Origin of the sequence: Actinoalloteichus hoggarensis (assembly GCF_002234535.1) — a bacterium.
GTDB lineage: Bacteria > Actinomycetota > Actinomycetes > Mycobacteriales > Pseudonocardiaceae > Actinoalloteichus_A > Actinoalloteichus_A hoggarensis.
The window spans coordinates 2,004,409-2,029,082 of sequence record NZ_CP022521.1 but is presented as its reverse complement, the minus strand read 5'-3'; the positions used below and the strand labels follow the sequence as shown (position 1 = coordinate 2,029,082).

The following is a 24,674-nucleotide window of genomic DNA, read 5'->3' as shown; positions in this document are numbered from 1 at the left end:
GGGGAACGCGGCCGCCGGACCCTCGAAGCGAGGCGACGGCACACCGCGGCAGGTGGCGAAGGACCTTCAGCCGGCATGGGCCGCCGCACCGAGGTTTGACAGACTGAGTGGGACGCTGCTCGCCGCTCGGTGCGCGACCGACAGCCTGACGTCGGCACACACCGTCGACCGACGTGACGCACTCCGGTCATCGCCCCTCCGTGCCTCGCCAACCCCAGAGGTCCACCGGCCGCGGCGGCACCGAACAGCACAGGAGGTCGTGTGACGTCGAGTATTCACCCCACCGCGCCGCCGTCGGCGCCACATGGCGGGCAGCCCGAGACTCGATCGGCGCCTGGCCTCAACGAGGTGCAGCACGTCGCGGGAGCCATCGCGGCCAATGTGGAGCGAGTGCTGGTCGGCAAGTCGGACGTGGTGCGCACGGCGATGGTGACCCTCCTCGCCGAGGGGCACCTGCTCGTCGAGGACGTGCCCGGGGTGGGCAAGACCTCTCTCGCCAAGGCGTTGGGCAAGTCGATCGACTGCACGGTCAGCCGCATCCAGTTCACCCCCGATCTCCTGCCGAGCGACATCACCGGCGTCTCCATCTACAACCGGCAGAACTCCGAGTTCGAGTTCCGGCCCGGGCCGGTCTTCGCCAACATCGTCGTGGGCGACGAGATCAACCGTGCCTCGCCCAAGACCCAGTCGGCACTGCTGGAGTGCATGGCCGAGCATCAGGTGACCGTGGACGGCACGACCTATCCGCTCGGCGAGCCGTTCATGGTGGTCGCCACGCAGAATCCGGTCGAGATGGAGGGCACCTACGCCCTTCCCGAGGCACAACGGGACCGGTTCACCGCTCGGGTCTCCATCGGCTACCCCGATCCGCAGGCCGAGCTGGCGATGGTCGACGAGCACTCCGGGCACGATCCGATGGCCGACCTGCGACCGGTCTCCACCGCCGCCCACGTCCTCGAACTCGTCAAGGCGGTGCGCGGCGTCCACCTGGCCGCCGAGGTCAAGCGCTACGCGGTGGAGTTGGTGGCCGCCAGCAGGCGGCTGCCCGAGCTGCGGCTGGGCGCCTCGCCCAGGGCCACGCTGCACCTGGTGAAGGCGGCCAGGGCACAGGCCGCCCTGCTGGGCCGCGACTTCGTCGTTCCCGACGACGTGCAGGCGGTGGCCGTTCCGGTCCTCGCTCACCGGCTGGTGCTCACCGCCGAGGCCCACGCCTCGCGACGGACGGCGGTCGAACTCGTGCGCGCCCTGCTGCACCGTGTTCCCGTTCCACAGGGCGGCGCGGCGCCCGCGCCGCCGGCCGGACCGCCCGGCGGATGGCCCACGCCAGGACAGCCGGGCTGACCGCGTCGGGACGCTCCGGCGACGATCACCGATGTCACGATGTCGAGTTCGAGGCGGACGATGCGCAGGGCACTGTCAGGACTGACCACCCGAGGGCGCTGCCTGCTGGCGGCGGGCATCGCGGCCGCGCTGTGCGCTCTGGTGCTCAACGAACGCGACCTCGCGAGGGTGGCCTTGTTCACCATCGCGCTGCCGTTGATCGCGGCCGGGGTCGCGAGCCGGTCGAGCACGAGTGTGGCGGTGGAACGACTCGTCGTCCCCACCCGGGTGCAGGCAGGCCACTCCGCCGAGGTGCGGCTGCGGCTCTGGGGTCGGGGCAGGCTGCGCGGCGGGTCGCTACTGCTGGAGGACTCCGTTCCCTATGCGGTCGGCGAACGTCCGCGCTTCCTCACCCCACGGCCGCGCCAGCGCAGGCCGTTGCTGCTGAGCTATCGGGTCCGGCCGTCGACTCGAGGCTTTCACCGAGTCGGCCCGCTGCTGCTGAAGGTCACCGACAGCTTCGGCCTCGCCGAGTACGACCGGGAGACCGCGGGGACGTCCACACTGATCGTGGTCCCGACGGTGCAGCCGCTGCACGGCGTGCCGGGCGGCTCCGGGCTGGGCGCGGGCGAGGACGGCTCGATCCGACTGCGCTCGGGCCAGGGCGAGGACGACGCCATCGTCCGCCCGTATCGCCAGGGCGACGATCTGCGCAAGGTGCACTGGAAGTCGACGGCACGCCGGGACGAGCTGATGGTGCGCGTCGAGGACCGTCCATGGCGGGGTGGGACCACCGTGCTGCTGGACACGAGGTCGGCGGCGCACCGGGGAGCCGGCCCGACGTCGAGCCTGGAATGGGCCGTCTCGTTCGCGGCCAGCGTCTGCGCGCACCTGCACCGCTTCGGTCACCAGGTGCGGCTGTGCACCGACGACGGCCAGGTGCTGGCGGGCGGAACCGGCGACGGCGGCCATGGCGACGACGCGGTGCTCGACGCGCTCGCGATGGTGGCTCCGTCCCATCGACGTGACCTCCGGTGGACCAGTGATCCGGGAGCGGGACAGGAGACCTTCGCCGTGCTCGGCGCGGTCACGCCCGGCGCCGCTGCGGAGCTGGCCCGACATCGACCGCGTGGACTGCGCAGCGCGGCGGTGCTGCTCGACGTGCGCGCGTGGGCCGGTTCGGATCAGCCTGCCGCCCCCGATCCCGCCCCGGCCGCGGCTCTGCTGCGCGCGGCGGGCTGGTCGGTGGTCGTCGCGCGACCCGACCAGCTGATGAGCGCGATCTGGGCCGAACTGTGTCACGCGGATCTGCGACGGGGTGCCGCCGTCATCGCGGGCGATCACGGGAGGAACGCATGAGCGTGTCGTGGACGACACGGGAGCAGGACTCCGTGACGGCGGCCGTCGCAGGCGGCGCGGTGCTCTGCGCCGCCACGGCCATCGCGGGGGTGGTGGCGCCGATCAGCTGGCTGCTGTTCGCCGTCGTGGCCGTCGTGGCGATCGTCAGCACGGGCATCCTGCTGCGGACGCTCCAAGTCCCCGCGCCGCTGGTGGCGGCGCTCCAGTTCATCGTGCTGGTCTTCCTGATCACAGCCGTCTTCAGCAGGCGAGGCGTCCTGATGATCCTGCCCGGGCCGGAGGCGGTGGAGGATCTCCAGACGCTGCTCTTCCAGGCCGCGGGCGAGGTGCGGGTCGGCATCCCGCCGATCGAGACCACGGCGGCGATCACCGCGGTGCTGGTGGCCGCGCTCGGGCTGGTGGCGATCCTGGTGGACCTACTCGCGGTCTCGGCCAAGGCGCCCGCCGCGGCGGGTCTCGTCCTGCTCACCGTGTTCGCGGTGCCCGCGTCGTTGGCACCGGAGCTGCTGCCGTGGTGGACGTTCGTCCTCGGCGCCGTCGGCTTCGCCACGCTGCTCGCGGTGGACGGGAGACTCAAGGCGCTGGGGTGGCGACGAGCGGGCGGCGCGGGCTCCGGACGCACCGAGCCGGGTCGCTCCCCCATGGTGGCGATCACGGCCGCGGCCGCCGCGCTGGCGTTGGGCGCCGGATCGACGCTGACCTTCATCGGCACCGACGGCCGGATTCCCGGTACCGGCGGCGTCACCCAGGGCATCGGGTTCCAGCCTTTCACCTCGCTGCGGGGCCAGCTGAACCAGAACGACGTGGAACTGTTCCGGGTTCGAGGCCTGGAACAGCCTCGATATCTCCGGCTGTTCACCCTCGATCAGTACGTCGCGGGGGAAGGCTGGGAGATGGGGCCGCTCCAGGACGGCGGTCCCGCCGAGGGCGCCCTGCCGCTGCCGGTCGGCACGCCGGTCCCGTCGGAGGTCGTCAGCGTGGAGATCGAGCCGACGAACTTCGAGGACCCGTGGCTGCCCGTCTACGGGATGCCGACCGCCCTGCGCGGCGTGGACGAGAGCTGGCGGTACGACGAGCGCAGCGGCACCGTCTACGGCGATCGGCAGATCGCCGAGCCGTACTCCGTGGAGACCTCGCTCAGCACACCCGACTTCGCCGAGCTCCAGGCCGCGCCCGCTCCCGTCGACGTCGACCCGCGGTATCTCGACACCGAGGGCATCCCGGCCGAGGTGATCGACCTGGCCGCGGAGATCACCGCGGACGCGCCGACGGCCGCCGACCGGGCCAAGGCCCTCAACGACTTCTTCACCGATCCCGAGAACGGCTTCACCTACAGCCTGGAGACCGAGCAGGGCAGCCATTCCGACGCGCTGAGCGACTTCGTGCTGGAGTCCCGGACCGGGTACTGCGAGCAGTTCTCCTCGGCGATGGCCGCCCTCCTTCGGACCGTCGGCGTACCCTCCCGGGTGGCGCTCGGCTTCACCGGCGGCTACAACGCGGGCGAGTACCGGGTCATCGGAACCCGCGAGGCGCATGCCTGGGTGGAGGCCTACTTCCAGGGCGTCGGGTGGGTGACCTTCGAGCCGACGCCGTCGGACGGCCGCATGATCACCCCGAGCTACCTGAACGAGGACCTGAGCGAAGAACGACCGGACTCGCCGACGCCCACCGAGGACACGGCGCCGACGGACCCGGACACGACGACCACGTCCGCTTCGGACGACTCCGCCACGACCGATTCGAGTCTGGGCACCGGCAGCACTCCGCGGAAGGGCGCCCCGCCTGCCGCGCTGTGGATCTGGAGCGCGGTGATGCTGTCGGCGGCGACCGCCGCGGCGGTGCTGCTGTGGCGCCGTGGACGAGCCGCCGCGCCGGGCGGGGCCGGGCGCGCCGGTCCACCCGACGCCGACGGCAGGGCCGCCCTGCGGGCGATCCAGCTCGCCTGCGGCCTCGCCGTGGTGCTGCCGTGGCTGTGGTGGCTGGCGCTCCCCGTCGGGACGGCCGAGTGGTGGTGGGTGCCGCTGGCGCCGCTGGCGGCGCTCTGCGGACTCTCGGGCCCCGCCTTCGTACGTTCTCGACAGCGGACGGCCCGGTTTCGCGTGATCTCCGCCCTGGGCCCCGGTGCTGCGAGCGCCGCCTGGCGAGAGCTGCTCGCCGAGGCAGGCGATCGGGGCGCCGACGTCGGCCCCAGCGAGACGGCGCGCACCACGGCGAGCAGGCTGATTCGGCAGTTCTCCCTTGATCCGCAGGGCGCGCAGGCGATCGGCGCCCTGGTCTCCGAGGTCGAACGCGCCTGGTACGGGCGGGCGACCGCAGTCGATCCCGCGCTGCCCGCGGCCATGCACACCGTCACGCGGAGTCTGCGGCAGAGTTCGCCGATGTCGTGGACGGCTCGGCTGCTGCCGCGCTCGGTGCTGCGGCCGCGAGGCCGGACCGGGCAGGCCTGACGCGGCCGCGACGGGCCGCCCGGTCGGGATCGCCCGCCGCGCCGCCGGGCGGGGTCTCCTCGCGCGAAGCGCGCAAGGCTCGCGGTGGTCGCCGAGGTCCGGTGTGCGCGCCCATGCCTGCCTACGCCCTTTCGCGGTGTGCCCCGGCGCGCGGGATCTCGGACGCGCGTCGGGCGGCCCGTCGGGCACGGACCTCATCAGGATCACGGACCGCCGCGCCCGCGGCTCCGCCGCGGCGGACACGGCGCGCTGCCCGGCCGCAGGTTCCCGACGGATGCGACGTCGGCCGATCCCGGCCTTTCGACGCCCCAGAGCCGCCCGGACTCACGCGGTCGCCGGTTCGACCCGCCCTCGGACTCTGTACATCCACCCGATCGGGTGTTATCCCGTCCGTAGGCGGCGAGCCGCCGGGAACACGGCCGTCGCGGCCGCTCGGGCTCGGCGAGGCCGTCGGCGGACGACGACGCCCCACCGGTCATGCGGACCGCGGAGACATGACGGGATCACAGCGCGTGGGACGGGATCTCATGCAGGAGACCGCCCCCTCGATCGGCTCGGCGGCCGGTGCCGACGAACGCCCTGACCGCGATGGAGAGTCGAGGCGAGCCGTCGAACGGCTGTGCCGCCCGGCCCCGCATGCGGCGGGATCGGCCGGGCGCGGCCTCGGTCAGGTCGAGCCGCCTGCCCGGTGGGGACGAGAACGTCCGCGTGCCGTGATCCAACGACGTCGACGGTGTGTCCGCTCGCGAACGGCGTCCGCGAACACCGTTCCGGTCGCCGCCCTCACCGGGAGGGACGGCGACCGGAACACGTGATCAGCGATCACCGTCCATGCGCCTGCGGAATCGCTCCTCCATGCGCTGCTGGAAGGAGCTCCTCGGACGGCGCGACGGCGGTGCCGCACTCTCTTCCGCGGCCTCGCCCTGAGCCTCCTCGCCCTCCGCCGGTGTTGAGCGGAGAGCCATCAGCATCAGGGCGACACCACCGAACATGAGCAGGAAGCCGAGGACACTGATGATCGGGATGTCCGCCACACGTACCGGCAGGACCACCCCCAGCACCAGCATGACGAGACCGACCACCAGCAACGTGATGCCTTGCAGGCGGCGACGCCTGGCAGGCTTGCGTAGTCGTGCTCCACGCACGCTGGAGGCGAACTTCGGGTCCTCGGCATAGAGCGCGCGCTCGATCTGATCGAGCAGTCGCTGCTCGTGCTCGGAGAGTGGCATTGCTCCTCCTCCGGCACTGGGGTCGCGGGCACCGGATGGTCTCGTGGCCTTAGACCCCGGCGGACACCTCGCGTGGGGTGTCACCCCTAAGGATACGAGGCACAGCGAGCCTCGACTACCCGGTCTGGGCACCAGAGCGTTTTCGAATGCCACGAACTCGGCGGCCGTCGAGCGGTGTTGGAGACTCGAACGTCGCTGAGCAGGCATTTCTCGAAATCAGCCTGTGATCGACTCGACTTCCGACGAGACGGGGTCGGCGGCGCGACGGCCCAGTGCGTGCAGTCTGGTGGCCGTCGCCAGCAGCGCGGGGTGGCCGACGGCCGCACGCTCGAGCTCCGTCAGAGTCTCCCCGGTCGCGAGCGAGGTCGGCGGCACGGTGCCGGGAACGAGGTCGGAGAGCACTCCGTCGCCCTGCATCGTCGCCTCGGTCAGCCCGGCCTCGCGGAAGAGGGCCGCCAGACCGGCGGCGTCGAACCGCCGGAGCAGCGGGTCCCGGCTCGGCGTGCCGTCGCGCGAGCCCAGACGTCCCGCCGGATCGGTCAACAGCTCGCAGGCCTCGTCGAGTCGACCGGCGAGCGTCCGCTGGATCACGGCCGCATAGCGATTGGACACCAGCACCGAGACCGCCCCGCCGGGCACCAGCACGGCCGTGAGCGACCGGAGCGCGGCGGCCGGGTCGTCGACGAACTCCAGCACGTCGTGGCCGAGCACGAGGTCGACGTCGCCGGACGGCACCAGGTCGCCGAGCGTCTCGATGTCGCCCTGCACGCCGAACACGCGATCCGCGACGCCCGCGTCGGCCGCACGGCGACGCAGCGTCGCCAGGGCGTCCGGACTCGAGTCGATCACCGTGACGGCACAGCCGGACGCCGCGATGGGCACCGCCCACACGCCGGTGCCGCCGCCGACGTCCAGGACGCGGGGAGCACGGCCCGCCTGCCGGGCGCGCGCGGCGGCGAGCTCGGCGATCAGAACGCGGTGGACGGCCTCGGAACGCATGGCGGAGAGCCTAACGGCCCTGCCTGCACACCTCGGGCGAGGACGCGATCGGAACGCGGGCGAGTCGACGCCGGAACGCACCAGGTGTCTCATTCGATGCGGAAGTGCGGCCGAGCACTGCCTGCCCCACTGGCCACTGCCCGTAGGCTGCACCCGTGCATACCGTGGCAGTCCTCAGCCTGAAAGGTGGTGTGGGCAAGACGACCGTCGCGCTGGGACTGGCTTCGGCAGCCATGCGACGCGGCTTGCGCACCCTGGTCGTCGACCTCGACCCGCAGTGCAATGCGACGTCGGCTCTGGAACCCGAGGACGCCGAGGCGGATCTCGCCGACGTCCTCGCCGATCCGAGCCCGTCGGTGCTGGCCTCCGCCATCGTGCCCAGTGGCTGGGGTGAGGACGTCCACGTCCTGGTCGGCTCGGAGGACGCCGAGCTGCACAACGTCCCCGATCCGAGCCTGAACCGGCTGTCGACGCTGTCGCGGGTGCTCGGCGCCGTCAACGAGCTGAACCTCGCGCAGGAACGGCCGTTCCAGCTCGTCCTGCTTGACTGCCCGCCGTCGCTGGGCAGGCTCACGCGGTCGGCGCTGGTGGCCGCGCATCGGGCGCTGCTGGTCGCGGAGCCGACGATGTTCGCGGTCTCGGGCGTGCAGCGCGCCTTCGAGGCCGTGCAGCACGAGCGCGACGAGAACAACCCCGATCTCCAGCCGTTGGGGGTCGTGGTCAACCGCGTCCGGCCGCGGTCTCACGAACACCAGTTCCGGATCAACGAGCTGCGGGAGATCTTCGGCCCGTTGGTGATGCCGGTCGTGCTCCCAGACCGACTCGCGGTGCAGCAGGCGCAGGGCGCGTGCATGCCGATTCACCAGTGGGGCACGCCCGGTGCCAGGGAGGTCTCTCTGGCCTTCAACCTGCTGCTGGCGCGGGTGCTGCGGGCCGGCCGCGCACGCCGAATCCGGCAGCCCGTCACCGACGAGTCCGAAAGCGGCTGAGCAGCACCACGCGCGGCACCCCGTCACCGGCCCGGCCGAGGACGCGGGGGCGGGGGCGTGGAACGAGCCGAAGGCCGTGACGGCGCCCGACCTCGACAGCCTGTCGCCGTCGACGCCGACCGCTCGAACCGAGAAGGCCCACGCTCGATCGGAGACACCGGCCCCGCGGTGTGCCGTCGGCGTGGACGTCTCGGTCCGGCCCGGTCCGGGCGAGCCGCCACGGGTCGCAGGAGGCCGCTCGACGACTGGATCAGGCCGAGACGGACCCGACCGCCTCACGCGGGCGCGGGAACCCGAGGAAGGGCCGCGTCGACCTCGGGCCTGACCTCCCGGCGCGATTCCCGCCTCACCCGCCGCGGACAGGCGAGGCACGGCGGGAGAGCCTGCGTCGCCGGGGGCGCACGATATCCGCTCGACCGGCGGCCGGACATCGTCGAGGCGGGCGGGCGGACGGGTTCCCGATCGGCTCGGCACCGGTCCTAGCGCCGCCGCGACAGCTTGTTCAGCAGCGGGTACAGCACGACGACGAGCAGCGATCCCCACACGACGCCGCCGAGTTCGACGCCGCCGACCACGAAGGTGAGGTCGCCGACGCCCGCCATCAGCGCCGCCGCCGCGACGAGCAGGTTCACCGGATCACCGAGGTCCACCCGGTTGTCCATCCAGATGCGGACTCCCACCAGACCGATGAGTCCGAAGAGGACCATCGTCGCTCCGCCCAGCACGCCGAGCGGCATCGTGAGGATCGCGGCGCCGAGCTTCGGCGAGAACGACAGGAGCAGGGCGATCACGGCGGCGATCACATAGGCCGCCGTGGAGTAGACCCGCGTCACCGCCATGACGCCGATGTTCTCGGCATAGGTCGTCGTCGCGGAGCCGCCGCCCGCCCCGGCCATGGCGGTGGCCAGTCCGTTGCCGATCAGCGCGTCGCCGACGCTGCCGTCGAGGTCTCGTCCGGTGACGGCCGCGACGGCCTTGACGTGCCCGACGGTCTCGGCGACCACGACCAGGATCACCGGCAGCACGAGCAGCGTCGTCGAAGGCGACACCATCGGGGCGGTCAGTTCGGGCACCCCGATCCACGGCGCCTCGGCGAGCCGGGCGACGCCGGCCGGGTCGACGCCGTCCACCAGCACGGCCACCAGCCAGCTCACCGCGACTCCGAGGAGGACGGACAGCCTGGCGGGCATCCCGCGTCCCAGGATGGCGATGCCGATGACGCTCAGCAGCGTCATCAGGGCGATGCCCGGCTGGGCACGGACGTCGTCGACGGCCGTCGGCGCCAGTGTGAAGCCGATCAGCATCACGACGGCGCCGGTGACCACCGGTGGCATGAACGAGTCCAACAGCCGCACGCCCAGTGCCTTGACCGCGATGCCCACCATGACCAGGAGCAGCCCGGCGACGAGCACACCGCCCAACAGCACGGCGGGCGCTGCGCCCTCGGCCTGCGCGGCGCTCAGCGGGGCGATGAACGCGAAGGAGGAGCCGAGATAGCTGGGCACGCGATTCCGGGTGACGAGCAGGAACAGCAGGGTGCCCAGCCCCGAGAACAGGAACGTGGTGGTGACGGGGAAGCCGGTCTGTAACGGCACCAGCACGGTGGCGCCGAACATGGCGAAGACGTGTTGCAAGCCGAAACCGATGGTCACCGGCCAGCTCAGCCGTTCATCAGCCGCGACGGCCACGCCGTCCGGTATCGAGCGACCACCGCCACCGCGGACAGCCCACAGCGCCAACTACCTCACCCCCGACAGGTGCTGTAGTGGGCGATCCTGCCACGGGTTGTAGCCAAATTCGGCAGATAACTATCCGATATCACTCGGATGTACGAAGAAATCCCGCTCGATCGGCAAAAATGCCGAAAATATGTCACGGAACGTAGCGGCCAGTGCGTGCAGGACACACGCTTCGCGGCAACGTCGACACGCCTCGCCCGACTACGCGAATCCGGCCTAGGCGGCGGATCACCGAGCGAAACCGGCCCGCCCGCCCGCGAACGAGCCAGCCCGGAGCCACCACGGCCCGGAGCCGGCCGGGACCCGCGTCACCTACAGCGGGCTCCCGGACCGCCCCCGATCACTCCTCCGTGCCCCGACTGGAGCGGGCACACCCGGGCCAGGACGGGCCGGCCTTCAGAGCCCCGGCCCGCGCGACAGCTCACGCAGCGCGGCGGCCAGGCCGGCCAGCCGATCCGATGCGTCGGTGAGCGCGGCCTGAGGCTCGGCAGCCGAGGCCGAGGCCGCCACCGCCCGTCCCGCCGCGGCGACCAGCCTGCCGTACCCGTCGACGCTCTCCTCGAGCTGTTCGGCCAGCCGCCGGATCTCCGGCGTCAACGCGGCACGCTCGGCGGCGGGAGCCGCCTCGGCGGCCCGCTCCACGGCCTGAAGGCGCTGGGCACCGTCGTGCACCGCGGAGGCCGCGTCCGCGGCGGTGAGACGGATCTGCACCACCGAGTCCACCGGGACGCCCGACGCGGGTTCACTCAGCCGGTCCAGCAGCTCGCGCAGGCTCTCCTCCGCCACGGTGAGCCGCTGGATCGGCGCCCGAGCGGCCGAGCCCACCGGAGGCAGCTCCGGTGGCGGCGCGGCGGCCTCGGGCAGCGGGGTTCGATACAACCGGCTGACCCGGACCGCGGAGGAGACCGACGAGGCGGTGGCCACGACGGCGACACCGCCCAGCACCACCTCGCCGAACTCGATCCCCGGATCACTGCCGATCAGGAATGCCCCGGCCCCCGTCAGCGCGGCCAGGCCCACCCGGAACGCGAGGCCACGCCTGGCACGCTTGCGACGTCGCTCCGCCTTGGCCCTCGGGTCCCGCCAGGTGGCGACACCACGACGGACCTCGTCGGCCAGCTCACTGCCGAGCCGGCCGACCGAGGTCGCGTACCTCGCCCAGTCGCGGTTGTCGGTTGCCATCGTCGTCGAAGACTAGGCCTGACCCGGCTGCTGCTGACCCGGTTGCTGGATGGCCTGCGTCGCGGGCTGCGGCGCAGCCTGACCGCTGGTCACCTCGCCCGCGGCGCCGCCGCCCCGCATCGAGGCACGGATCTGCTCCAGACGCGACGAGCCCGCCATGTCCATGGTCGACTGCTGAACCTCCAGCATCCGGCCCTGAACCGAGTTCTTCGCCAGCTCCGTCTGGCCCATGGCCGTCGCGTAGCGCTTCTCGATCTTGTCCCGCACCTCGTCGAGGCTCGGGGTGTTCTTCGGCGCGGCCAGCTCGCTCATGCTCTGCAACGAACTGGAGACCTGCTCCTGCATCTTCGCCTGCTCCAGCTGGCTGAGCAGCTTGGTGCGCTCGGCGATCTTCTGCTGGAGCTGCATCGAGTTGCGCTCGACGGCCTGCTTGGCCTCGCCCGCGGCCTGGATCGCCGAGTCGTGCAGGCTCTTGAGGTCCTCGATCTCCTGCTCGGCGCTGACGAGCTGAGCCGCGAAGGCCTGCGCGCTGTTCTCGTACTGCGTCGCCTTCTCCGCGTCACCCTTGGCCATGGCGTCCTCCGCCATGACCAGGGCCTGCCGCGCCGAGGCCTGAAGCTTCTCGACGTCGCCGAGACGCCGATTGAGCTTCATCTCCAACTGGCGCTGATTACCGATGACGGCTGCGGCCTGCTGAGACAAAGCCTGGTGCTGCCGCTGTGCCTCCTCGATGGCCTGCTGGATCTGCACCTTGGGGTCGGCATGCTCGTCGATCTTCGACGAGAACGCCGCCATGAGGTACTTCCAAGCTTTCACGAACGGGTTGGCCATCTCCTCCGCCTGCCTTCTCTAACCACTCGGACTTCACCTAGACCGCTTCCGAGCACTGACCCGGTTCCGATTCCCATTACATCGTGTCAGGTGCGCTCATCGGGTTCCACCGCCCCCGGTAGATATCAGGGCGGTCCCTGAGCGGGCGGGGAGCCGTGCTCCGGCAGCCGCCGCACTTCGACCAGCCCCTCCCGTAAGCCTTGCAGCCGTTCGGCCAGCTCCGCGGACGCGCCCGACCGGGCGGGCGGCGCCGGCCGGGAGAGCGCGGCGGAATCGGGGGAGGCGGTGTTCGAGACATATCGCGCGGGGTCCGTCGCGTCCGTGAGCGCCGCGTCCGTGAGCGTCGACCCCTCGACCGGTTCGACCCACTCGCGCACCTCCAGCACGGCGGCCTCCAGGCCCGCCACCGTGCCCGCCATCTTCGCGAGCAGCGCGTCACGGGAGGCTCGTCGACGCCGATCCGCCTCCAACGCCTGATCGACCGACCGCGCCGCGTCCAGCAGCTCGGCACGGTCCTCCTCGGCGCCGGACTCCGCCGAGGCGACCAGCCGATCCCGACCCGCCGCCAGCTCCGGGGAGGGGACGGAGGCGATCGCCTCGTCGAGGACGGCCACCCGGCCCGCGGTCTCCCGCAGCTCGGCCGCCACGGCCTCGGCATCGGCCCGGACACCGGACAGCTCCGGCCGGGAGTCCGTCAGCTCCTCGATGCGCGCCACGGCCTTGTCGCCGCGCGCACGCCATTGGCGTGCCGGGCTGTCCAGGGTCGAGCGCGCGGCGTCGGCGTCCCGACCCGCGACGCCCCGCCGCCTCGCGTGACCGACGAGCAGCACGAGGACGGCGACCGCAACCAGCACCGCCACCGCGACGATCGTGGTCAACACCGCTGCTCCCCCGTTCCCACCGACGACTCCCCGGCGTCCGTGCTCCGGCGAACTGCCTCTGAGGATCGATTCTAGGGAATCGCGCGACGGCCCGGGCGAGGTCGCCTCACGCCGCCACCACCACCTTGTTGGTGATCTGCATCGTCGAGCCGAGCCGCGCCCGTCCGCGCACGGGCTGGACGCGCAGGTCCGAGCCGATCATCGAGGGGACCAGCCTGCCGCCCTCGATCTCTCCCGTGCCGTGTCCGGTCGAGCGCTCCGCCGCCGCGGCAGCGGCCGCAGGCGCCTGGACGGGCACCGTCTCCGAGTCGAGTTCGCTTCGGATGTCGGTGGCCACGTCGTCGAGGAGCCTGGCGAGCTCCAGTTCCAGGGCGTGGCAGATCGCGGCAAGGAGCTCACTGGAGGCCTCCTTACGCCCCCGCTCGACCTCGGACAGGTAACCCAGGCTCACCCGGGCGATGCGCGACACCTCGCGAAGCGTTCGACGTTGCGCGGTGCGCTCGTGGCGCAGCCGCTCGCCGATAGCCTCCCGCAGCAAGACGGCCATCCTGTGTCTCCTTCCACCGTGAGACCACCGTACCGAGCCTCGCAGGCACCGTCAGCGACTCTTCTCCCCAGTCCGCCCATGGCGAACGTGTGACCACGCCGAGAGGTTCCCGGCGTTCGCTCAAGCGAACGGATCGCCGGCTGCGGGCGGTCGGCGGACATCCGCCGTCATCGCCTCGGCCAGCAGCCCGAAGGCCAGTTCGGCGGCGCCGATACGGACCCGCGCCCGGTCGCCGTCGAGTCGGGCGGAGCGGACCAGACCGCGTGTCGGACCGCACACGGCCACATGCACCGTCCCGGGTGTCACGCCGTCCTGCGCCGAGGGGCCCGCGACGCCGGTGAGGCCCATTCCCCAGTCCGCGCGGCAGCGCCGTCGCGCGCCGTCCGCCAGCTGCCCGGCCACGTCGGGATGGACCGCGCCGTGCTCGGCGAGCAACGCCGGGTCGACGGCGGCCAGCTCGGACTTGAGGTCCGTGGCGTACACCACCAGGCCGCCGCGGAACACCTCGCTCACGCCGTCGATCGCGGTGACGGCGGCTCCGACGAGCCCGCCGGTCAGCGACTCGGCGACCGCGAAGGTCTGCCCCCGGTCCCGCAGCATCGCCACGCAGCGCAGCAGTGCGTCGGTGCGCACCACCGCCTCGAACACCGCAGGCTCGGCGGGCCGATCTCCGATCTTCCGGGACTCCGTCTCCGAGGACTCCGTCTCCGGGGGCCCTGTCTCCGGGGGCCCTGTCTCCGGGGGCCCTGTCGGAGCCGTCCCGGCCCGCACGACACGCACGCTCGCCGATCTCGCCGACGCCCGGGCGGATGACTCGGCCGAGGTCACGGAGCTCCCGCGATCGCCCTGCGTCCCCTGGCCCGCAGCCGCACCGCCCGCACCACGTAGTCGACTCCGGTGGCCAGAGTCAGTCCGACCGCCACCGCCATCACCGTGCCGACGGCGAAGGCGAACCCGGCGGGCAGCGGCAGGAGATAGAGCACGATGGCGACGATCTGCGCGATCGTCTTGACCTTGCCGCCTCGGCTGGCCGGGATGACGCCGTGGCGGATCACCCAGAACCGCAGCAGGGTGACGCCCAGCTCACGCCCCAGCACCAGGCCGGTGACCCACCAGGGCAGCTCGCCCAGGATGCTCAGGCCGATCAACGCCGAGCCGATGAGCATCTTGTCCGCGATGGGGTCGGCGATCTTGCCGAAGTCGGTGATGAGCCCGCGCTTGCGTGCCAGATCCCCGTCCAGGCGATCGGTGGCGGCGGCGAGGAGGAAGATCCCGGTCGCCACCAGCCGCCAGGTGGTGCTCTCACCGCCGTCGTCCAACAGCGCGAAGAGGAACACCGGGACGAGCAGGAGACGGAAGACCGTCAGCGCGTTGGCGACGTTGACGACGGGGACCGGAGTCGGCGTCGGCTCGACGGTGTCATCGGCGGCGGCGGTCACGACTGCTGCCCTCCCGGACCCGTGCCGACCAGACCCGTGCCCGTCGACCCCGTGCCTACCGGCTCAGCCCGGATCGGCTCCACGATGAGGTCGACGCCCTCCGACCCGATCACCCTGGCCCGGACGAGATCGCCGACCTTCAGGCCGTCGGACTCGCTGAAGACGCATTCCCCGTCCACCTCGGGACCCTGGTGTGCGGCGCGACCCGCACAGTCCTCGTCCTCGGTCTCGATTCGCTCCACCAACACGGTGACCTCCTCGCCGACACGTTCCTCCGCGCGCTGCGCGGTCAGCTCCTCCACCAGCGAGGAGACCCTGGCGACCCGCTCGGCGATCACGTCGGCGTCGACCTTGCCGTCGAAGTCCGCCGCCTCGGTGCCGTCCTCGTCCGAATAGCCGAAGACGCCCACCACGTCGAGCCGGGCTCTGGTGAGGAAGTCCTCCAGTTCCGCGACGTCCGCCTCGGTCTCCCCGGGGAACCCGACGATCACGTTGCTGCGCAGCCCCGCCTCGGGGGCCTTGGCGCGGATCTGATCGATGAGGGCCAGGAAGGACTCAGTGGAGCCGAACCGGCGCATCCGGCGGAGCACCGACTCACTGGAATGCTGGAAGGACAGGTCGAAGTAAGGGGCGACGCCGGGTGTGGTCGCGATGGCGTCGATCAGCCCCGGCCGGGTCTCGGCGGGCTGGAGGTAGGAGACCCGCACCCGCTCGACGCCGGGGACGGCGGCCAGGCGCGGCACCAGCTTCTCCAGTGCCCGCAGGTCGCCGAGGTCCTTGCCGTAGGACGTCGAGTTCTCGCTGACCAGGAACAGCTCGCGGACACCGTGCTCGGCCAGCCAGGCCGCCTCGGCGAGGACCTCGTCGGCCGTGCGGGAGACGAAGGCGCCTCGGAAGGAGGGGATGGCGCAGAAGGTGCAGCGGCGGTCGCAGCCGGAGGCGAGCTTCAACGGGGCCACCGGGGCGTCGTCCAGTCTGCGTCGCAGGACCGTCGGCCCCCAGGCGTGACCGGGCACCGTGACGTCCTCGGCGGCGGTGGGGCGCCGCACCGGCGAGATGGGCAGCAGCAGCCTGCGGTCGGTCGGGGTGTGCGAGGCGAGGGCGCGACCCGCGACGACGTCGTCGAGCCGCTCGGCGACCGCCGGGTAATGGTCGAAGCCCAGCACCGCGTCGGCCTCGGGAAGCTGATCGGCCAGCTCGACGCCGTACCGCTCGGCCATGCAGCCGACGGCGACGACCTTCGCGCCGGTGTCGGCGGCGGCGAGCAGCGTGTCCACCGAGTCCTTCTTCGCCGACTCGATGAAGCCGCAGGTGTTCACCATGACGACGTCGGGCCGCTCCGGACCGTCGGGCTCGACCAGGTCCCAGCCGTCGGCCGAGAGCCGTCCGGCCAGCTCCTCGGAGTCCACCTCGTTTCGAGAGCATCCGAGGGTGACCATGGCGACGCGGCGAGTGGCAGGTGGTGGCGGCACGGCCCAAGGGTAACGGCCGACACCAGAGCACCATGACCTCATGGGGCCCTGATGCGCTCGACCAGGCGCCACACGCTGGTGGAGAGGTTCCGCGTGTGGTGCGGCGTGTCGCGCTCGGCGGCCTTGGCGCGGCGGACCGCGTCGTCGATGCCGTCGGCGAGATCCGGAGGGCTCACCCTGCTCTCGTCGTAACGCGGCAGATGCCGCCGGAGTTCCCGGATCGTCATGCTCGCGTCGTCCAGCCAGGCGGTCCACTGCCGGAAATGCAGAAGCAGCCAGAACTCGCAGGGGTTCGCGACGATCAGCTCGACACGGTTGTCCTCGGCGAGCGCCGTCGCCTGATCGAAACCGCCGAATCGGTCGACGTCCACGGCGCACCACACCTCGTCGAACTCCTCCCCGGCCTGTCCGCGCACCGTGTTCCGGTGCCGGACGAGGTTCCGCGGCGAAAGGACCTCCGCCGGCGCCCTGACGGCGAATGGCCGATCACGGCCTGGGCCTGTACATCCAGGCGCAGGTCGCCGACATCCCGGAAGTCGGAGTGCCGCCCTTGCGACCATGCCGAGAAGGCCGCCCGGTCGATCTCACCTGGTGAGGCGGCGGGCTCGGCCGGGATCGGCGGGCACGGCTCGGGGCTAGTCTTCTCGACGTGCCACAGCAGCCAGGGGTTCTCGTCCGTCGCGCCAGGATCTCCGACGTCCGTCCCATCAAGACGCTGGTGGACGCCTACGCGGGCAAGGTCCTGCTGACCAAGGAGCTGGTGACGCTGTACGAGAGCGTCCAGGAGTTCTGGGTCGCCGAGGTGGACGGCGAGATCGTCGGCTGCGGGGCGCTGCACGTACTGTGGGAGGACTTGGCCGAGATCAGGACCGTGGCGGTCGCGCCGTCGGCGGCGGGCCGAGGCATCGGTCATCGGGTGGTGGCGCGGCTGATCGAGGCGGCGGTGGAGCTGGGCCTGGCCCGGATCTTCGTCCTGACCTTCGAGACGGAGTTCTTCGGCAGGCACGGCTTCGTGGAGATCGAGGGCACCCCGGTCTCGCCCGAGGTCTACGAGGAGATACGGCGCTCCCTCGACGAGGGAGTCGCCGAGTTCCTGGACCTGCCGTATGCCAAGCCGAACACTCTGGGCAACAGTCGGATGCTGCTGACACTGCCGTCGTAAATCACCCGAACGGCAGTTGACACCATTCTTTTGGCGACTATCGGTCACGGTGGGTCGCCATTTTCCGACCACCCCTATCCATTCCGACTCGTGAGTCACCCCTAATTCAGCCGCGCTTTGCCGCCTGGTCCTGGATTTACCGAGAGACAACGGTTAGAAATCTCCTACCAGCATCGCGACCCTGCTAGGAGATCTCGTGATCGCCACCGTGCGCCGCACCGCCAAAGCCGCCGTCGTCTCCGTCTTAGCCGCCGCCGCCCTGTTCCTCGGCACCGGGACCGCGAGTGCGGCCCTGCCGCCCGCCGAACTCCAGTCGTTCACCGACAATCAGATCTTCGGCGTCTCCCTCGGTCAGTTCGTCACCACCCGCGGACAGGCTCCGCACTCGGATCAGCTCGACTGGTCGTCGGACGGGTGTTCCTGGTCGCCCGATCAGCCCTTCGGATACGAATTCCTCAACTCCTGCCAGCGCCACGATTTCGGCTACCGGAACTACAAGCGGCAGGGCCGATTCACCGAGGCGAACCGGCTGCGCATCGACAACAGGTTCCGGTCGGACATGTACTCGGTGTGCGGCGGCGCCTGGACGTGTGAGCGGACCGCGGACGTCTACTACCACGCGGTCCGGACCTTCGGCGGCTCCGGCACCACGGCCGACGCGCTGAGCAGGGTCGCGACGCGGGCGCAGCTGATCGACGCACGCTGATCGACCGGCGGGCGGCTGGTGCGGCCCCGCGCCACACCAGCCGTCCGGCGGGCGTCCGCCCCGACGGGCTTCGGCGACCCGCCGCCGGCCGTGGCACGCGAGGCCCGACGACGTCGGCGCCGGAGTCCACCGCCGAGCCGCGCCGCCGGAGCAGGCGAGACGAACTCGGCGGACCGCAGCGCCCGGCGAGCCGGCCTCAGTCCTCGTCGGCCGGACCCCCACCCTTGATCAACAGCAGCACGGAGTCCAACTCCTCCGGCTTGACCAGCACGTCCCGTGCCTTCGAACCCTCGGACGGGCCGACGATCGACCGGCTCTCCAACAGGTCCATCAGCCTGCCTGCCTTGGCGAAGCCGACCCGCAGCTTGCGTTGCAGCATCGAGGTGGAGCCGAACTGGCTGGTCACCACCAGTTCCGCCGCCTGCAACAGCACGTCGAGGTCGTCGCCGATGTCGGGATCGATGTCCTTCTGCTCGCCCGCCTTCGCCGCGGTGACCCCGTCCTGATACTCGGGCTGGGCCTGGTCCTTGGTGTAGGCGACGACGGCCGAGATCTCCTCGTCGGTGATGAAGGCGCCCTGCATCCGCACCGGGCGGGACGCCCCCATCGGCAGGTAGAGCCCGTCGCCCATGCCGATCAGCTTCTCCGCGCCCGGCTGATCGAGGATGACACGCGAGTCGGTCAGCGAGGATGTGGCGAAGGCCAGTCGGGAGGGGACGTTGGTCTTGATCAGGCCGGTCACCACGTCCACGCTGGGCCGCTGCGTGGCCAGCACCAGGTGGATGCCCGCCGCCCGCGCCTTCTGGGTGATCCGCACGATGGCGTCCTCGACGTCACGCGGCGCGGTCATCATCAGGTCGGCGAGTTCGTCGACGATCGCCAGGATGTAGGGATAAGGCTGGTAGACCCGCTCGCTGCCCGGCGGAGCGGTGATCTCGCCCGACCGCACCTTGCGGTTGAAGTCGTCGACATGGCGGACCTTGCTGACCTGCATGTCCTGGTAGCGCTGCTCCATCTCCTCCACGAGCCAGGCCAGCGCGGCGGCGGCCTTCTTCGGCTGGGTGATGATGGGCGTGATCAGGTGCGGGATGCCCTCGTACGGGGTCAGCTCGACCATCTTCGGGTCGATCAGGATCATCCGGACCTCGGCGGGCGTGGCGCGTGCCAGCAGCGAGACCAGCATCGAGTTCACGAAGCTCGACTTGCCGGACCCGGTCGAGCCCGCACACAGCAGATGCGGCATCTTCGCGAGGTTCGCCGTGAGCATGTGGCCCTCGATGTCCTTGCCGAGGCCGATCACCAGCGGATGCTCGTCGCCGACTGCCGTCGAGGAGTACAGCACGTCGGCGAGTCGGACCATCTCGCGATCGGTGTTGGGCACCTCGATGCCGACCGCCGACTTGCCCGGAATCGGCGCGAGCAGCCGGATGTTGTCGGTGGCCGCCGCGTAGGCGATGTTCTTCGTCAGCGCGGTGATCTTCTCGACCTTCACGCCGGGGCCCAGCTCGACCTCGTAACGGGTGACCGTCGGGCCGCGCGTGAAGCCGGTGACCTTCGCGTCGATGGAGAACTGCTCCAGCACCCCGCTGATGGCCTCGATCATCGACTCGTTCGCCTTGCTGCGTGCCCTCGGCGGGTCGCCCGCCTTGAGCAGGTCCGCGGGCGGCAGTCGGTAGTCGCCCTCCACCGCCCGCACCGGGGCGAATCCGGCCGATCCGGCGCCGTCGGCGGGCGGCGGCGCGGCGACGGCCGTCACGGCGGCGTCCTGTTCGGCGGGGGCCGACGCCCCGGCGGGCGCGCCGCTCGCCACGGCGGCCGCGGCCGCCTGCTTCGCACCGGTCTTCTTCGCCCGAGGGGTTCGGGGGGACGCCGCGGCGGCGGGAGCGTCGGCCTCCGTCGCGGTCTCGGCGTCGTCCGGCGAGACCGCCGACGCGGAGGCGGCCTGCCTGCGCCGGGACGGTCTGCGTGTCCGGGCGGTCACGGGTTCGATCGGCTCGGCGTCCACCGGGTAACGCTCGTCGCGGAGCACCTGGTCGGGGTCGGTGAGCCCGGCCAGCTCACGCAGCCGCTCGGGGATCCGCCGCACGGAGGTGCCGGTGAGAATCAATACGCCGAGGCCGGAGATGAGGGCGAGCAGCGGCCCCGCGACCCAGGCGGTGAGGCCTTGGCCGAGCGGGCCGCCGAGCAGGAAGCCGATGACGCCCGCGGAGTCGCGCCAGTCAGGCGGGTCGGTGGGGGCGCCGGTCGCCAGGTGCAGGATGCCCTGGACGCCCAAGACCGTGAGCAGCGAGCCGACGGCGTGCCGGGGGCGGTTCTCCGGCTGTGCCTCGGCACGCATCAGCGAGAACCCCACGCCGAGCAGGACGATCGGGAAGGCCACCGCGCCCACGCCCAGGAAGCTGCGCAGGGCCGCGTCCACCCAGGCTCCGACCGGGCCGCCCGCCTGCCACCAGACACCTGCGGCGGTCACGATGGCCAGGCCGATCAGCACCATGCCCAGGGCGTCGCGGCGATGCTCCGGGTCGAGTTCCCTGGTGCGCGACACCGCACGGACCACGCTGCCAGCGCCGCGCTTGAGCAGCGTCAACGTGGTCACCGAGCCCTTGCGCCGCCCCGAGGTCGACGCCCGCTTCGCCGCGGGCCGCCGCGCCGAGGACCGACTGCCGGAGCGAGCGCCACCCGACTTCGACGTGGTTCGACTTCCCGTGGTGCTCTTCCCCGAGGTCGTGGTCCGCCCAGCCATGTGTCATACGGTAGTAGGCGGCACCACCGGCCACACGAACCACACGGCTTCTGGTGTGATCTGAGGCAGCTGGACATTGCCGAGGGTGACCGGCCCCGGGCGAGCGGAGCGGTGCGGGCGGCTCAGGCCTGGATCACCGTGACGCCGGGGAGGTCGTCGAGGTCGGGCTTCGCATCGGTGGTGACCACGACCCGATCGGTGCTCACCGCGGTCGCCGCGATGATCAGGTCTTGCGTGGCCTGCCGATGCGACGAGTGTGTGCGCGCAACGCGGCGTGATAGCGGACCACGGCGAGGGTGTACTCCTCGACAGAACCTGTGCCGCTCGACGAAAGTCGCACGTCCCGTCGCCCGGCAGTCGCCAGCCGTACTCCCGCCAAGAGCTCGGCACCGGTGGCCGAGGCGATCGCGATCTCATCGTCGTCGTGGATCAACGCATCGAGGGCGAGTCTGCGGCGCTCAGCCTCGACGAACACCCCCGAGTCGAGTATCAGTCATCGTGCCACGGAGACTCCTGCTCGATAAGGAGATCTCGGGCCTGTTCGACATCTCGTCCGAAGTCCTCGTCGAGTCCACCTCGGCTGACGAGATCCTTGAAGGCCCGACCGGAGAAGACCGGAGCGGGACCGATCACGGCGATCCGTCTGCCTCCTCGGGTCACGACGATGCTCTCGCCGTGCTCTGCCCGGTCCAGCACGGCGGAGAAGCATCGGGAAGCCTCGGTGGCCGTATCACCTTCATGGAGTCATGATCTCTGATTCAGCGTGCCCCGGCCGAGCCACCGCCCGCCCGCACTCGATGTGCCGGGCAGACGGCAGCCGAGCGGCTCAGACCGGCAGCACCGTCGGGATGATCATCGGTCGACGTCGGTAGGTCGCGGCCACCCAGCGGCCGACGACCCGACGCACCGCCTGCGCGACGCGGTGCGGATCGGTGATGCCCTCCACCTCGGTGCGGGACAGCTCCGACTCCACCAGCGCGACGACCTCGTCGAGTGCCTTGGGATCGTCGGAGAAACCGCGTCCCGAGACCGTCGGCGGTGCCACCGCCCGGCCGGTGGCGGCGTTGATGGCGACGGTGATGGCGATGAAACCGCCCTCGCCCAGCACGAGCCGGTCCGACAGCGTCGACTCGCCGACGTCGCCCACCGAGAGGCCGTCCACGTAGACGTGCCCGACCTCGACCCGACCCGCGATCTGAACGATGCCGTCGATCAGGTCGACGACGACGCCGTCCTCCGCGATCACCGTGCGACTGGCGGGCACCCCGGTGGCCTCGGCCAGGGCGGCGTTGGCCCGCAGATGCCGCCATTCGCCGTGGACCGGCATCACGTTGCTCGGGCGCAGCGCGTTGTAGAGGTACAGCAGCTCCCCCGCCGAGGCGTGGCCGGAGACGTGCACCTTCGCGTTCGCCTGATGCACGATCTGCGCGCCGAGCCGCACCAGGCCGTTGACCACGCCGAACACGGCGGTCTCGTTGCCGGGGATCAGCGAGCTGGCGAGCACGACGGTGTCGCCCGCCCGGATGGAGATCTGTCGGTGATCGCCCCTGGCCATCCGGGAGAGGGCCGACAGCGGCTCACCCTGTGATCCGGTGGAGACCAGCAGCACCTTGCTCTCCGGCATCTGCAAGGCCTCGTCGAGGTCGATCAGCAGGCCGTCCGGCACCTTGATCAGCCCGAGGTCGACGGCGATGCCCATGTTGCGCACCATGGAACGGCCCACGAACGCGACCCGCCGCTTGTGCTCGACGGCGACGTCGAGCACCTGCTGCACCCGGTGCACGTGGCTGGCGAAGCAGGCGACGATGACCCGCTGAGTCGCCTTGCCGATCACGCCGTTGAGCACCGGCCCGATGTCGCGCTCCAGCGGGACGAAACCGGGGACCTCGGCGTTGGTGGAGTCCACCAGAGCCAGGTCGACCCCCTCGTCGCCCAGCCGCGAGAAGCCCGCCAGGTCGGTGAGTCGCCCGTCCAGGGGCAGCTGGTCGAGCTTGATGTCGCCGGTGTGCAGGACCGTGCCCGCAGGGGTGCGGATCGCGACCGCCAGCGCGTCCGGGATGGAGTGGTTCACAGCGAAGAACTCGCACTGGAACGCGCCGTGGCGGGTGTGCTCGCCCTCCTTGACCTCCTGGAGCTTGGGGACCTGGCGGTGCTCCTTGCACTTGGCGGCCAGCAGCGCGAGCGTGAACCGGGAGCCGACCACCGGCAGGTCGGGGCGCAACCGAAGCAGAAAGGGGACCGCCCCGATGTGGTCCTCGTGCCCGTGAGTGAGGACGAGGGCCTCGATGTCGTCGATCCGGTCCTCGATGGCGCGGAAGTCCGGCAGGATCAGATCCACACCGGGCGAGTCGTCCTCGGGGAACAGGACTCCGCAGTCCACGATCAGGAGCCGACCGTCGTACTCGAAGACGGTCATGTTCTTGCCGATCTCGCCGATGCCGCCGAGCGCGACGATGCGCAGCGCTCCCTCGGGGAGGGGGCCGGGTGCACCGCGCTGATCCGTCGCCGTCAGTGTCACTGGTCTCCCGCCTTCGGGGCCGTCTCGGCCATGGTGTTCGGATTGACCAGGACGAGGCCCGCCTCCCACAGGTCCGCCGCGATCAACCGGGTCTCCTCCTCGGACGGAGCAGGCAGCGGCAGCCTCGGCTGCCCTGTCTCGAAGCCACAGAGGCGCAACGCCGTCTTGGCGAAGATGGTGCCGCCCATCCGGTTCATCGACAGGTACACCGGCAGCAGACTCTCGTGGATCTCCTTGGCCCGGACCGGGTCGCCCGCCTCGAAGGAGTCGAGCATCTCCTTGAGCCGATCGCCGACGACGTGGCCGATGACCGAGACGAAGCCGACGGCGCCGACGGCCAGCCAGGGCAGGTTCAGCGGGTCCTCACCGCAGTAGTACGCGAGGTCGGTGCTGGCGATGATCTCGCTGCCCGCCCACAGGTTGTGCTTGGAGTCCTTCACCGCCAGGATGCGCGGGTGCTCGGCGAGCGTCCGCAGCGTCTCCACCTCGATGGGGATGACCGAGCGCGGCGGGATGTCGTAGAGCATCACCGGCAGCTCGGTCGCGTCGGCCACCGTCGTGAAGTGGGCGATGAGGCCCTCCTGCGGCGGACGTGAGTAGTACGGCGTGACGACGAGCAGCCCGTGGGCCCCCGCCTTCTCCGCGTCCCTGGCCAGCTGCACCGAGTGCCGGGTGTCGTTGGTGCCCGCGCCCGAGACGACCGTGGCCCGATCGCCCACCGCGTCGGTGACCGCCCGGATGAGGTCGACCTTCTCCGCGTCGGTGGTCGTCGGCGACTCGCCGGTGGTTCCGTTGATCACCAGGCCGTCGCAACCCTGGTTCTCCACCAGGTGCACGGCGAGTTCCTGCGCCAGATCGAGGTCGAGCTCGCCCTCGGCGTCGAACGGGGTGACCATCGCGGTCAGCACCCGGCCGAAAGGCCTGCCGGGCAAGGCGGTGGGACATCCGGTCATGATGGTGACGCTACCGTCTCTCTTCGTAGTCCAGCGGGTACGGCGGACGGACACGGCGCGCGGTGGCGCGGGTCCGCCCGAGTGGTTCCGCCCGATCGGGTCAACAGGGCGAAACGGGCATTCGGGCGGCGAGGTGCACCGCCCGAACGGGGTGAAGC

At 71.3% G+C, this 24,674-nt stretch carries 24 protein-coding genes; 7 read left to right on the top strand and 17 right to left on the bottom strand.

What is annotated here, in order from left to right; translation table 11 throughout:
• Positions 1-348 precede the first annotated feature (348 nt).
• The 3 genes from AHOG_RS09005 to AHOG_RS08995 are packed head-to-tail and all read left to right on the top strand — an operon-like array spanning position 349 to position 5,126.
• A complete protein-coding gene (locus AHOG_RS09005) occupies positions 349-1,341 on the top strand; it encodes an AAA family ATPase (protein ID WP_245856930.1) in 993 nt (330 codons plus the stop codon).
• 60 nt (positions 1,342-1,401) lie between these two features.
• Complete coding sequence (locus AHOG_RS09000; protein WP_093940938.1) at positions 1,402-2,679, top strand: DUF58 domain-containing protein; 1,278 nt, start codon at positions 1,402-1,404, stop codon at positions 2,677-2,679.
• Complete coding sequence (locus tag AHOG_RS08995; protein ID WP_093940937.1) at positions 2,676-5,126, top strand: transglutaminase TgpA family protein; 2,451 nt, start codon at positions 2,676-2,678, stop codon at positions 5,124-5,126. Before AHOG_RS09000 ends, AHOG_RS08995 begins: the two co-directional genes overlap by 4 nt.
• Positions 5,127-5,629: 503 nt before the next feature.
• Here AHOG_RS08995 and AHOG_RS08990 read toward each other — a convergent pair.
• The 3 genes from AHOG_RS08990 to AHOG_RS08980 all read right to left on the bottom strand — a co-directional run bounded on the left by AHOG_RS08990 (position 5,630) and on the right by AHOG_RS08980 (position 7,354).
• A complete protein-coding gene (locus tag AHOG_RS08990) occupies positions 5,630-5,848 on the bottom strand; it encodes a hypothetical protein (protein WP_093940936.1) in 219 nt (72 codons plus the stop codon).
• Between the two features lie 93 nt (positions 5,849-5,941).
• Positions 5,942-6,355, bottom strand: a complete 414-nt coding sequence (locus AHOG_RS08985; RefSeq protein ID WP_093940935.1) for a DUF3040 domain-containing protein — start codon at positions 6,353-6,355, stop codon at positions 5,942-5,944.
• Positions 6,356-6,571: 216 nt separating this feature from the next.
• The gene (locus AHOG_RS08980; protein WP_093940934.1) at positions 6,572-7,354 is read right to left on the bottom strand and encodes a class I SAM-dependent methyltransferase; all 783 of its coding nucleotides are present in this window, start codon (positions 7,352-7,354) and stop codon (positions 6,572-6,574) included.
• Between the two features lie 191 nt (positions 7,355-7,545).
• Here AHOG_RS08980 and AHOG_RS08975 point away from each other — a divergent pair, with 191 nt between their 5' ends.
• Positions 7,546-8,343 (top strand): ParA family protein, encoded by a 798-nt coding sequence (locus tag AHOG_RS08975; protein ID WP_425427593.1) that lies wholly within the window; start codon positions 7,546-7,548, stop codon positions 8,341-8,343.
• A gap of 479 nt (positions 8,344-8,822) precedes the next feature.
• On the opposite strand, the gene AHOG_RS08970 is transcribed toward AHOG_RS08975, so the two are convergent.
• The 9 genes from AHOG_RS08970 to AHOG_RS08930 all read right to left on the bottom strand — a co-directional run bounded on the left by AHOG_RS08970 (position 8,823) and on the right by AHOG_RS08930 (position 16,994).
• Positions 8,823-10,082 carry a uracil-xanthine permease family protein gene (locus AHOG_RS08970; protein ID WP_093940932.1) on the bottom strand — a complete coding sequence of 420 codons (1,260 nt, stop codon included), beginning with the start codon at positions 10,080-10,082 and terminating at the stop codon, positions 8,823-8,825.
• 396 nt (positions 10,083-10,478) lie between these two features.
• On the bottom strand, positions 10,479-11,264 hold the full coding sequence (pspM, locus tag AHOG_RS08965) for a phage shock envelope stress response protein PspM (RefSeq protein WP_093940931.1): 786 nt from the start codon (positions 11,262-11,264) through the stop codon (positions 10,479-10,481).
• A gap of 12 nt (positions 11,265-11,276) precedes the next feature.
• Positions 11,277-12,095, bottom strand: coding sequence for a PspA/IM30 family protein (locus AHOG_RS08960; RefSeq protein WP_093940930.1), 819 nt, complete (start codon positions 12,093-12,095; stop codon positions 11,277-11,279).
• A gap of 125 nt (positions 12,096-12,220) precedes the next feature.
• Positions 12,221-12,976, bottom strand: coding sequence for a hypothetical protein (locus AHOG_RS08955; RefSeq protein WP_093940929.1), 756 nt, complete (start codon positions 12,974-12,976; stop codon positions 12,221-12,223).
• 106 nt (positions 12,977-13,082) lie between these two features.
• Complete coding sequence (locus AHOG_RS08950; protein ID WP_093940928.1) at positions 13,083-13,523, bottom strand: helix-turn-helix domain-containing protein; 441 nt, start codon at positions 13,521-13,523, stop codon at positions 13,083-13,085.
• 120 nt (positions 13,524-13,643) lie between these two features.
• Complete coding sequence (locus AHOG_RS08945) at positions 13,644-14,123, bottom strand: CinA family protein (RefSeq protein WP_093944301.1); 480 nt, start codon at positions 14,121-14,123, stop codon at positions 13,644-13,646.
• 224 nt (positions 14,124-14,347) lie between these two features.
• Positions 14,348-14,962, bottom strand: coding sequence for a CDP-diacylglycerol--glycerol-3-phosphate 3-phosphatidyltransferase (gene pgsA, locus AHOG_RS08940; protein WP_093940927.1), 615 nt, complete (start codon positions 14,960-14,962; stop codon positions 14,348-14,350).
• Complete coding sequence (rimO, locus tag AHOG_RS08935; RefSeq protein WP_093940926.1) at positions 14,959-16,401, bottom strand: 30S ribosomal protein S12 methylthiotransferase RimO; 1,443 nt, start codon at positions 16,399-16,401, stop codon at positions 14,959-14,961. The genes pgsA and rimO overlap by 4 nt, the downstream gene beginning before the upstream one ends.
• Before the next feature lie 71 nt (positions 16,402-16,472).
• Positions 16,473-16,994, bottom strand: coding sequence for an RloB family protein (locus AHOG_RS08930; RefSeq protein ID WP_093940925.1), 522 nt, complete (start codon positions 16,992-16,994; stop codon positions 16,473-16,475).
• 89 nt (positions 16,995-17,083) lie between these two features.
• Between AHOG_RS08930 and AHOG_RS08925 the strand changes: the two genes are divergently transcribed.
• Positions 17,084-17,596: an amino-acid N-acetyltransferase gene (locus AHOG_RS08925; protein WP_093940924.1), complete on the top strand. Its 513-nt coding sequence runs from the start codon at positions 17,084-17,086 to the stop codon at positions 17,594-17,596.
• 196 nt (positions 17,597-17,792) lie between these two features.
• A complete protein-coding gene (locus AHOG_RS08920; RefSeq protein WP_245856656.1) occupies positions 17,793-18,302 on the top strand; it encodes a phospholipase in 510 nt (169 codons plus the stop codon).
• A 196-nt stretch (positions 18,303-18,498) separates the two neighbouring features.
• Here AHOG_RS08920 and AHOG_RS08915 read toward each other — a convergent pair whose 3' ends face one another.
• Positions 18,499-20,898 carry an FtsK/SpoIIIE family DNA translocase gene (locus tag AHOG_RS08915; protein WP_376700029.1) on the bottom strand — a complete coding sequence of 800 codons (2,400 nt, stop codon included), beginning with the start codon at positions 20,896-20,898 and terminating at the stop codon, positions 18,499-18,501.
• Here AHOG_RS08915 and AHOG_RS30470 point away from each other — a divergent pair.
• Positions 20,876-21,109, top strand: a complete 234-nt coding sequence (locus tag AHOG_RS30470; protein ID WP_425427592.1) for a hypothetical protein — start codon at positions 20,876-20,878, stop codon at positions 21,107-21,109. The genes AHOG_RS08915 and AHOG_RS30470 overlap by 23 nt on opposite strands.
• Positions 21,110-21,268: 159 nt before the next feature.
• Here the strand turns inward: AHOG_RS30470 and AHOG_RS08910 are convergent, their stop codons facing one another.
• The 4 genes from AHOG_RS08910 to dapA all read right to left on the bottom strand — a co-directional run bounded on the left by AHOG_RS08910 (position 21,269) and on the right by dapA (position 24,516).
• Entirely contained in the window at positions 21,269-21,520 is a 252-nt protein-coding gene (locus AHOG_RS08910) for a PIN domain-containing protein (RefSeq protein ID WP_211290558.1), read from the bottom strand.
• Between the two features lie 14 nt (positions 21,521-21,534).
• Complete coding sequence (locus tag AHOG_RS08905; RefSeq protein ID WP_093940922.1) at positions 21,535-21,741, bottom strand: type II toxin-antitoxin system Phd/YefM family antitoxin; 207 nt, start codon at positions 21,739-21,741, stop codon at positions 21,535-21,537.
• Positions 21,742-21,871: 130 nt separating this feature from the next.
• The gene (locus AHOG_RS08900; RefSeq protein ID WP_169725830.1) at positions 21,872-23,563 is read right to left on the bottom strand and encodes a ribonuclease J; all 1,692 of its coding nucleotides are present in this window, start codon (positions 23,561-23,563) and stop codon (positions 21,872-21,874) included.
• A complete protein-coding gene (gene dapA / locus AHOG_RS08895; protein WP_093940920.1) occupies positions 23,560-24,516 on the bottom strand; it encodes a 4-hydroxy-tetrahydrodipicolinate synthase in 957 nt (318 codons plus the stop codon). The genes AHOG_RS08900 and dapA overlap by 4 nt, the downstream gene beginning before the upstream one ends.
• Positions 24,517-24,674 lie beyond the last annotated feature (158 nt).

Excerpts from the sequence above, each read along its gene's own strand:
- AHOG_RS09000 (WP_093940938.1), top strand. The coding sequence starts at position 1,402 with ATGCGCAGGGCACTGTCAGGACTGACCACCCGAGGGCGCTGCCTGCTG.
- AHOG_RS08995 (WP_093940937.1), top strand. The coding sequence starts at position 2,676 with ATGAGCGTGTCGTGGACGACACGGGAGCAGGACTCCGTGACGGCGGCC.
- AHOG_RS08950 (WP_093940928.1), bottom strand. The coding sequence starts at position 13,523 with ATGGCCGTCTTGCTGCGGGAGGCTATCGGCGAGCGGCTGCGCCACGAG.
- pspM (WP_093940931.1), bottom strand. The coding sequence starts at position 11,264 with ATGGCAACCGACAACCGCGACTGGGCGAGGTACGCGACCTCGGTCGGC.
- AHOG_RS08930 (WP_093940925.1), bottom strand. The coding sequence starts at position 16,994 with ATGGTCGCAAGGGCGGCACTCCGACTTCCGGGATGTCGGCGACCTGCG.
- AHOG_RS08980 (WP_093940934.1), bottom strand. The coding sequence starts at position 7,354 with ATGCGTTCCGAGGCCGTCCACCGCGTTCTGATCGCCGAGCTCGCCGCC.
- AHOG_RS08960 (WP_093940930.1), bottom strand. The coding sequence starts at position 12,095 with ATGGCCAACCCGTTCGTGAAAGCTTGGAAGTACCTCATGGCGGCGTTC.
- AHOG_RS08945 (WP_093944301.1), bottom strand. The coding sequence starts at position 14,123 with ATGCTGCGGGACCGGGGGCAGACCTTCGCGGTCGCCGAGTCGCTGACC.
- AHOG_RS08985 (WP_093940935.1), bottom strand. The coding sequence starts at position 6,355 with ATGCCACTCTCCGAGCACGAGCAGCGACTGCTCGATCAGATCGAGCGC.
- dapA (WP_093940920.1), bottom strand. The coding sequence starts at position 24,516 with ATGACCGGATGTCCCACCGCCTTGCCCGGCAGGCCTTTCGGCCGGGTG.
- rimO (WP_093940926.1), bottom strand. The coding sequence starts at position 16,401 with ATGGTCACCCTCGGATGCTCTCGAAACGAGGTGGACTCCGAGGAGCTG.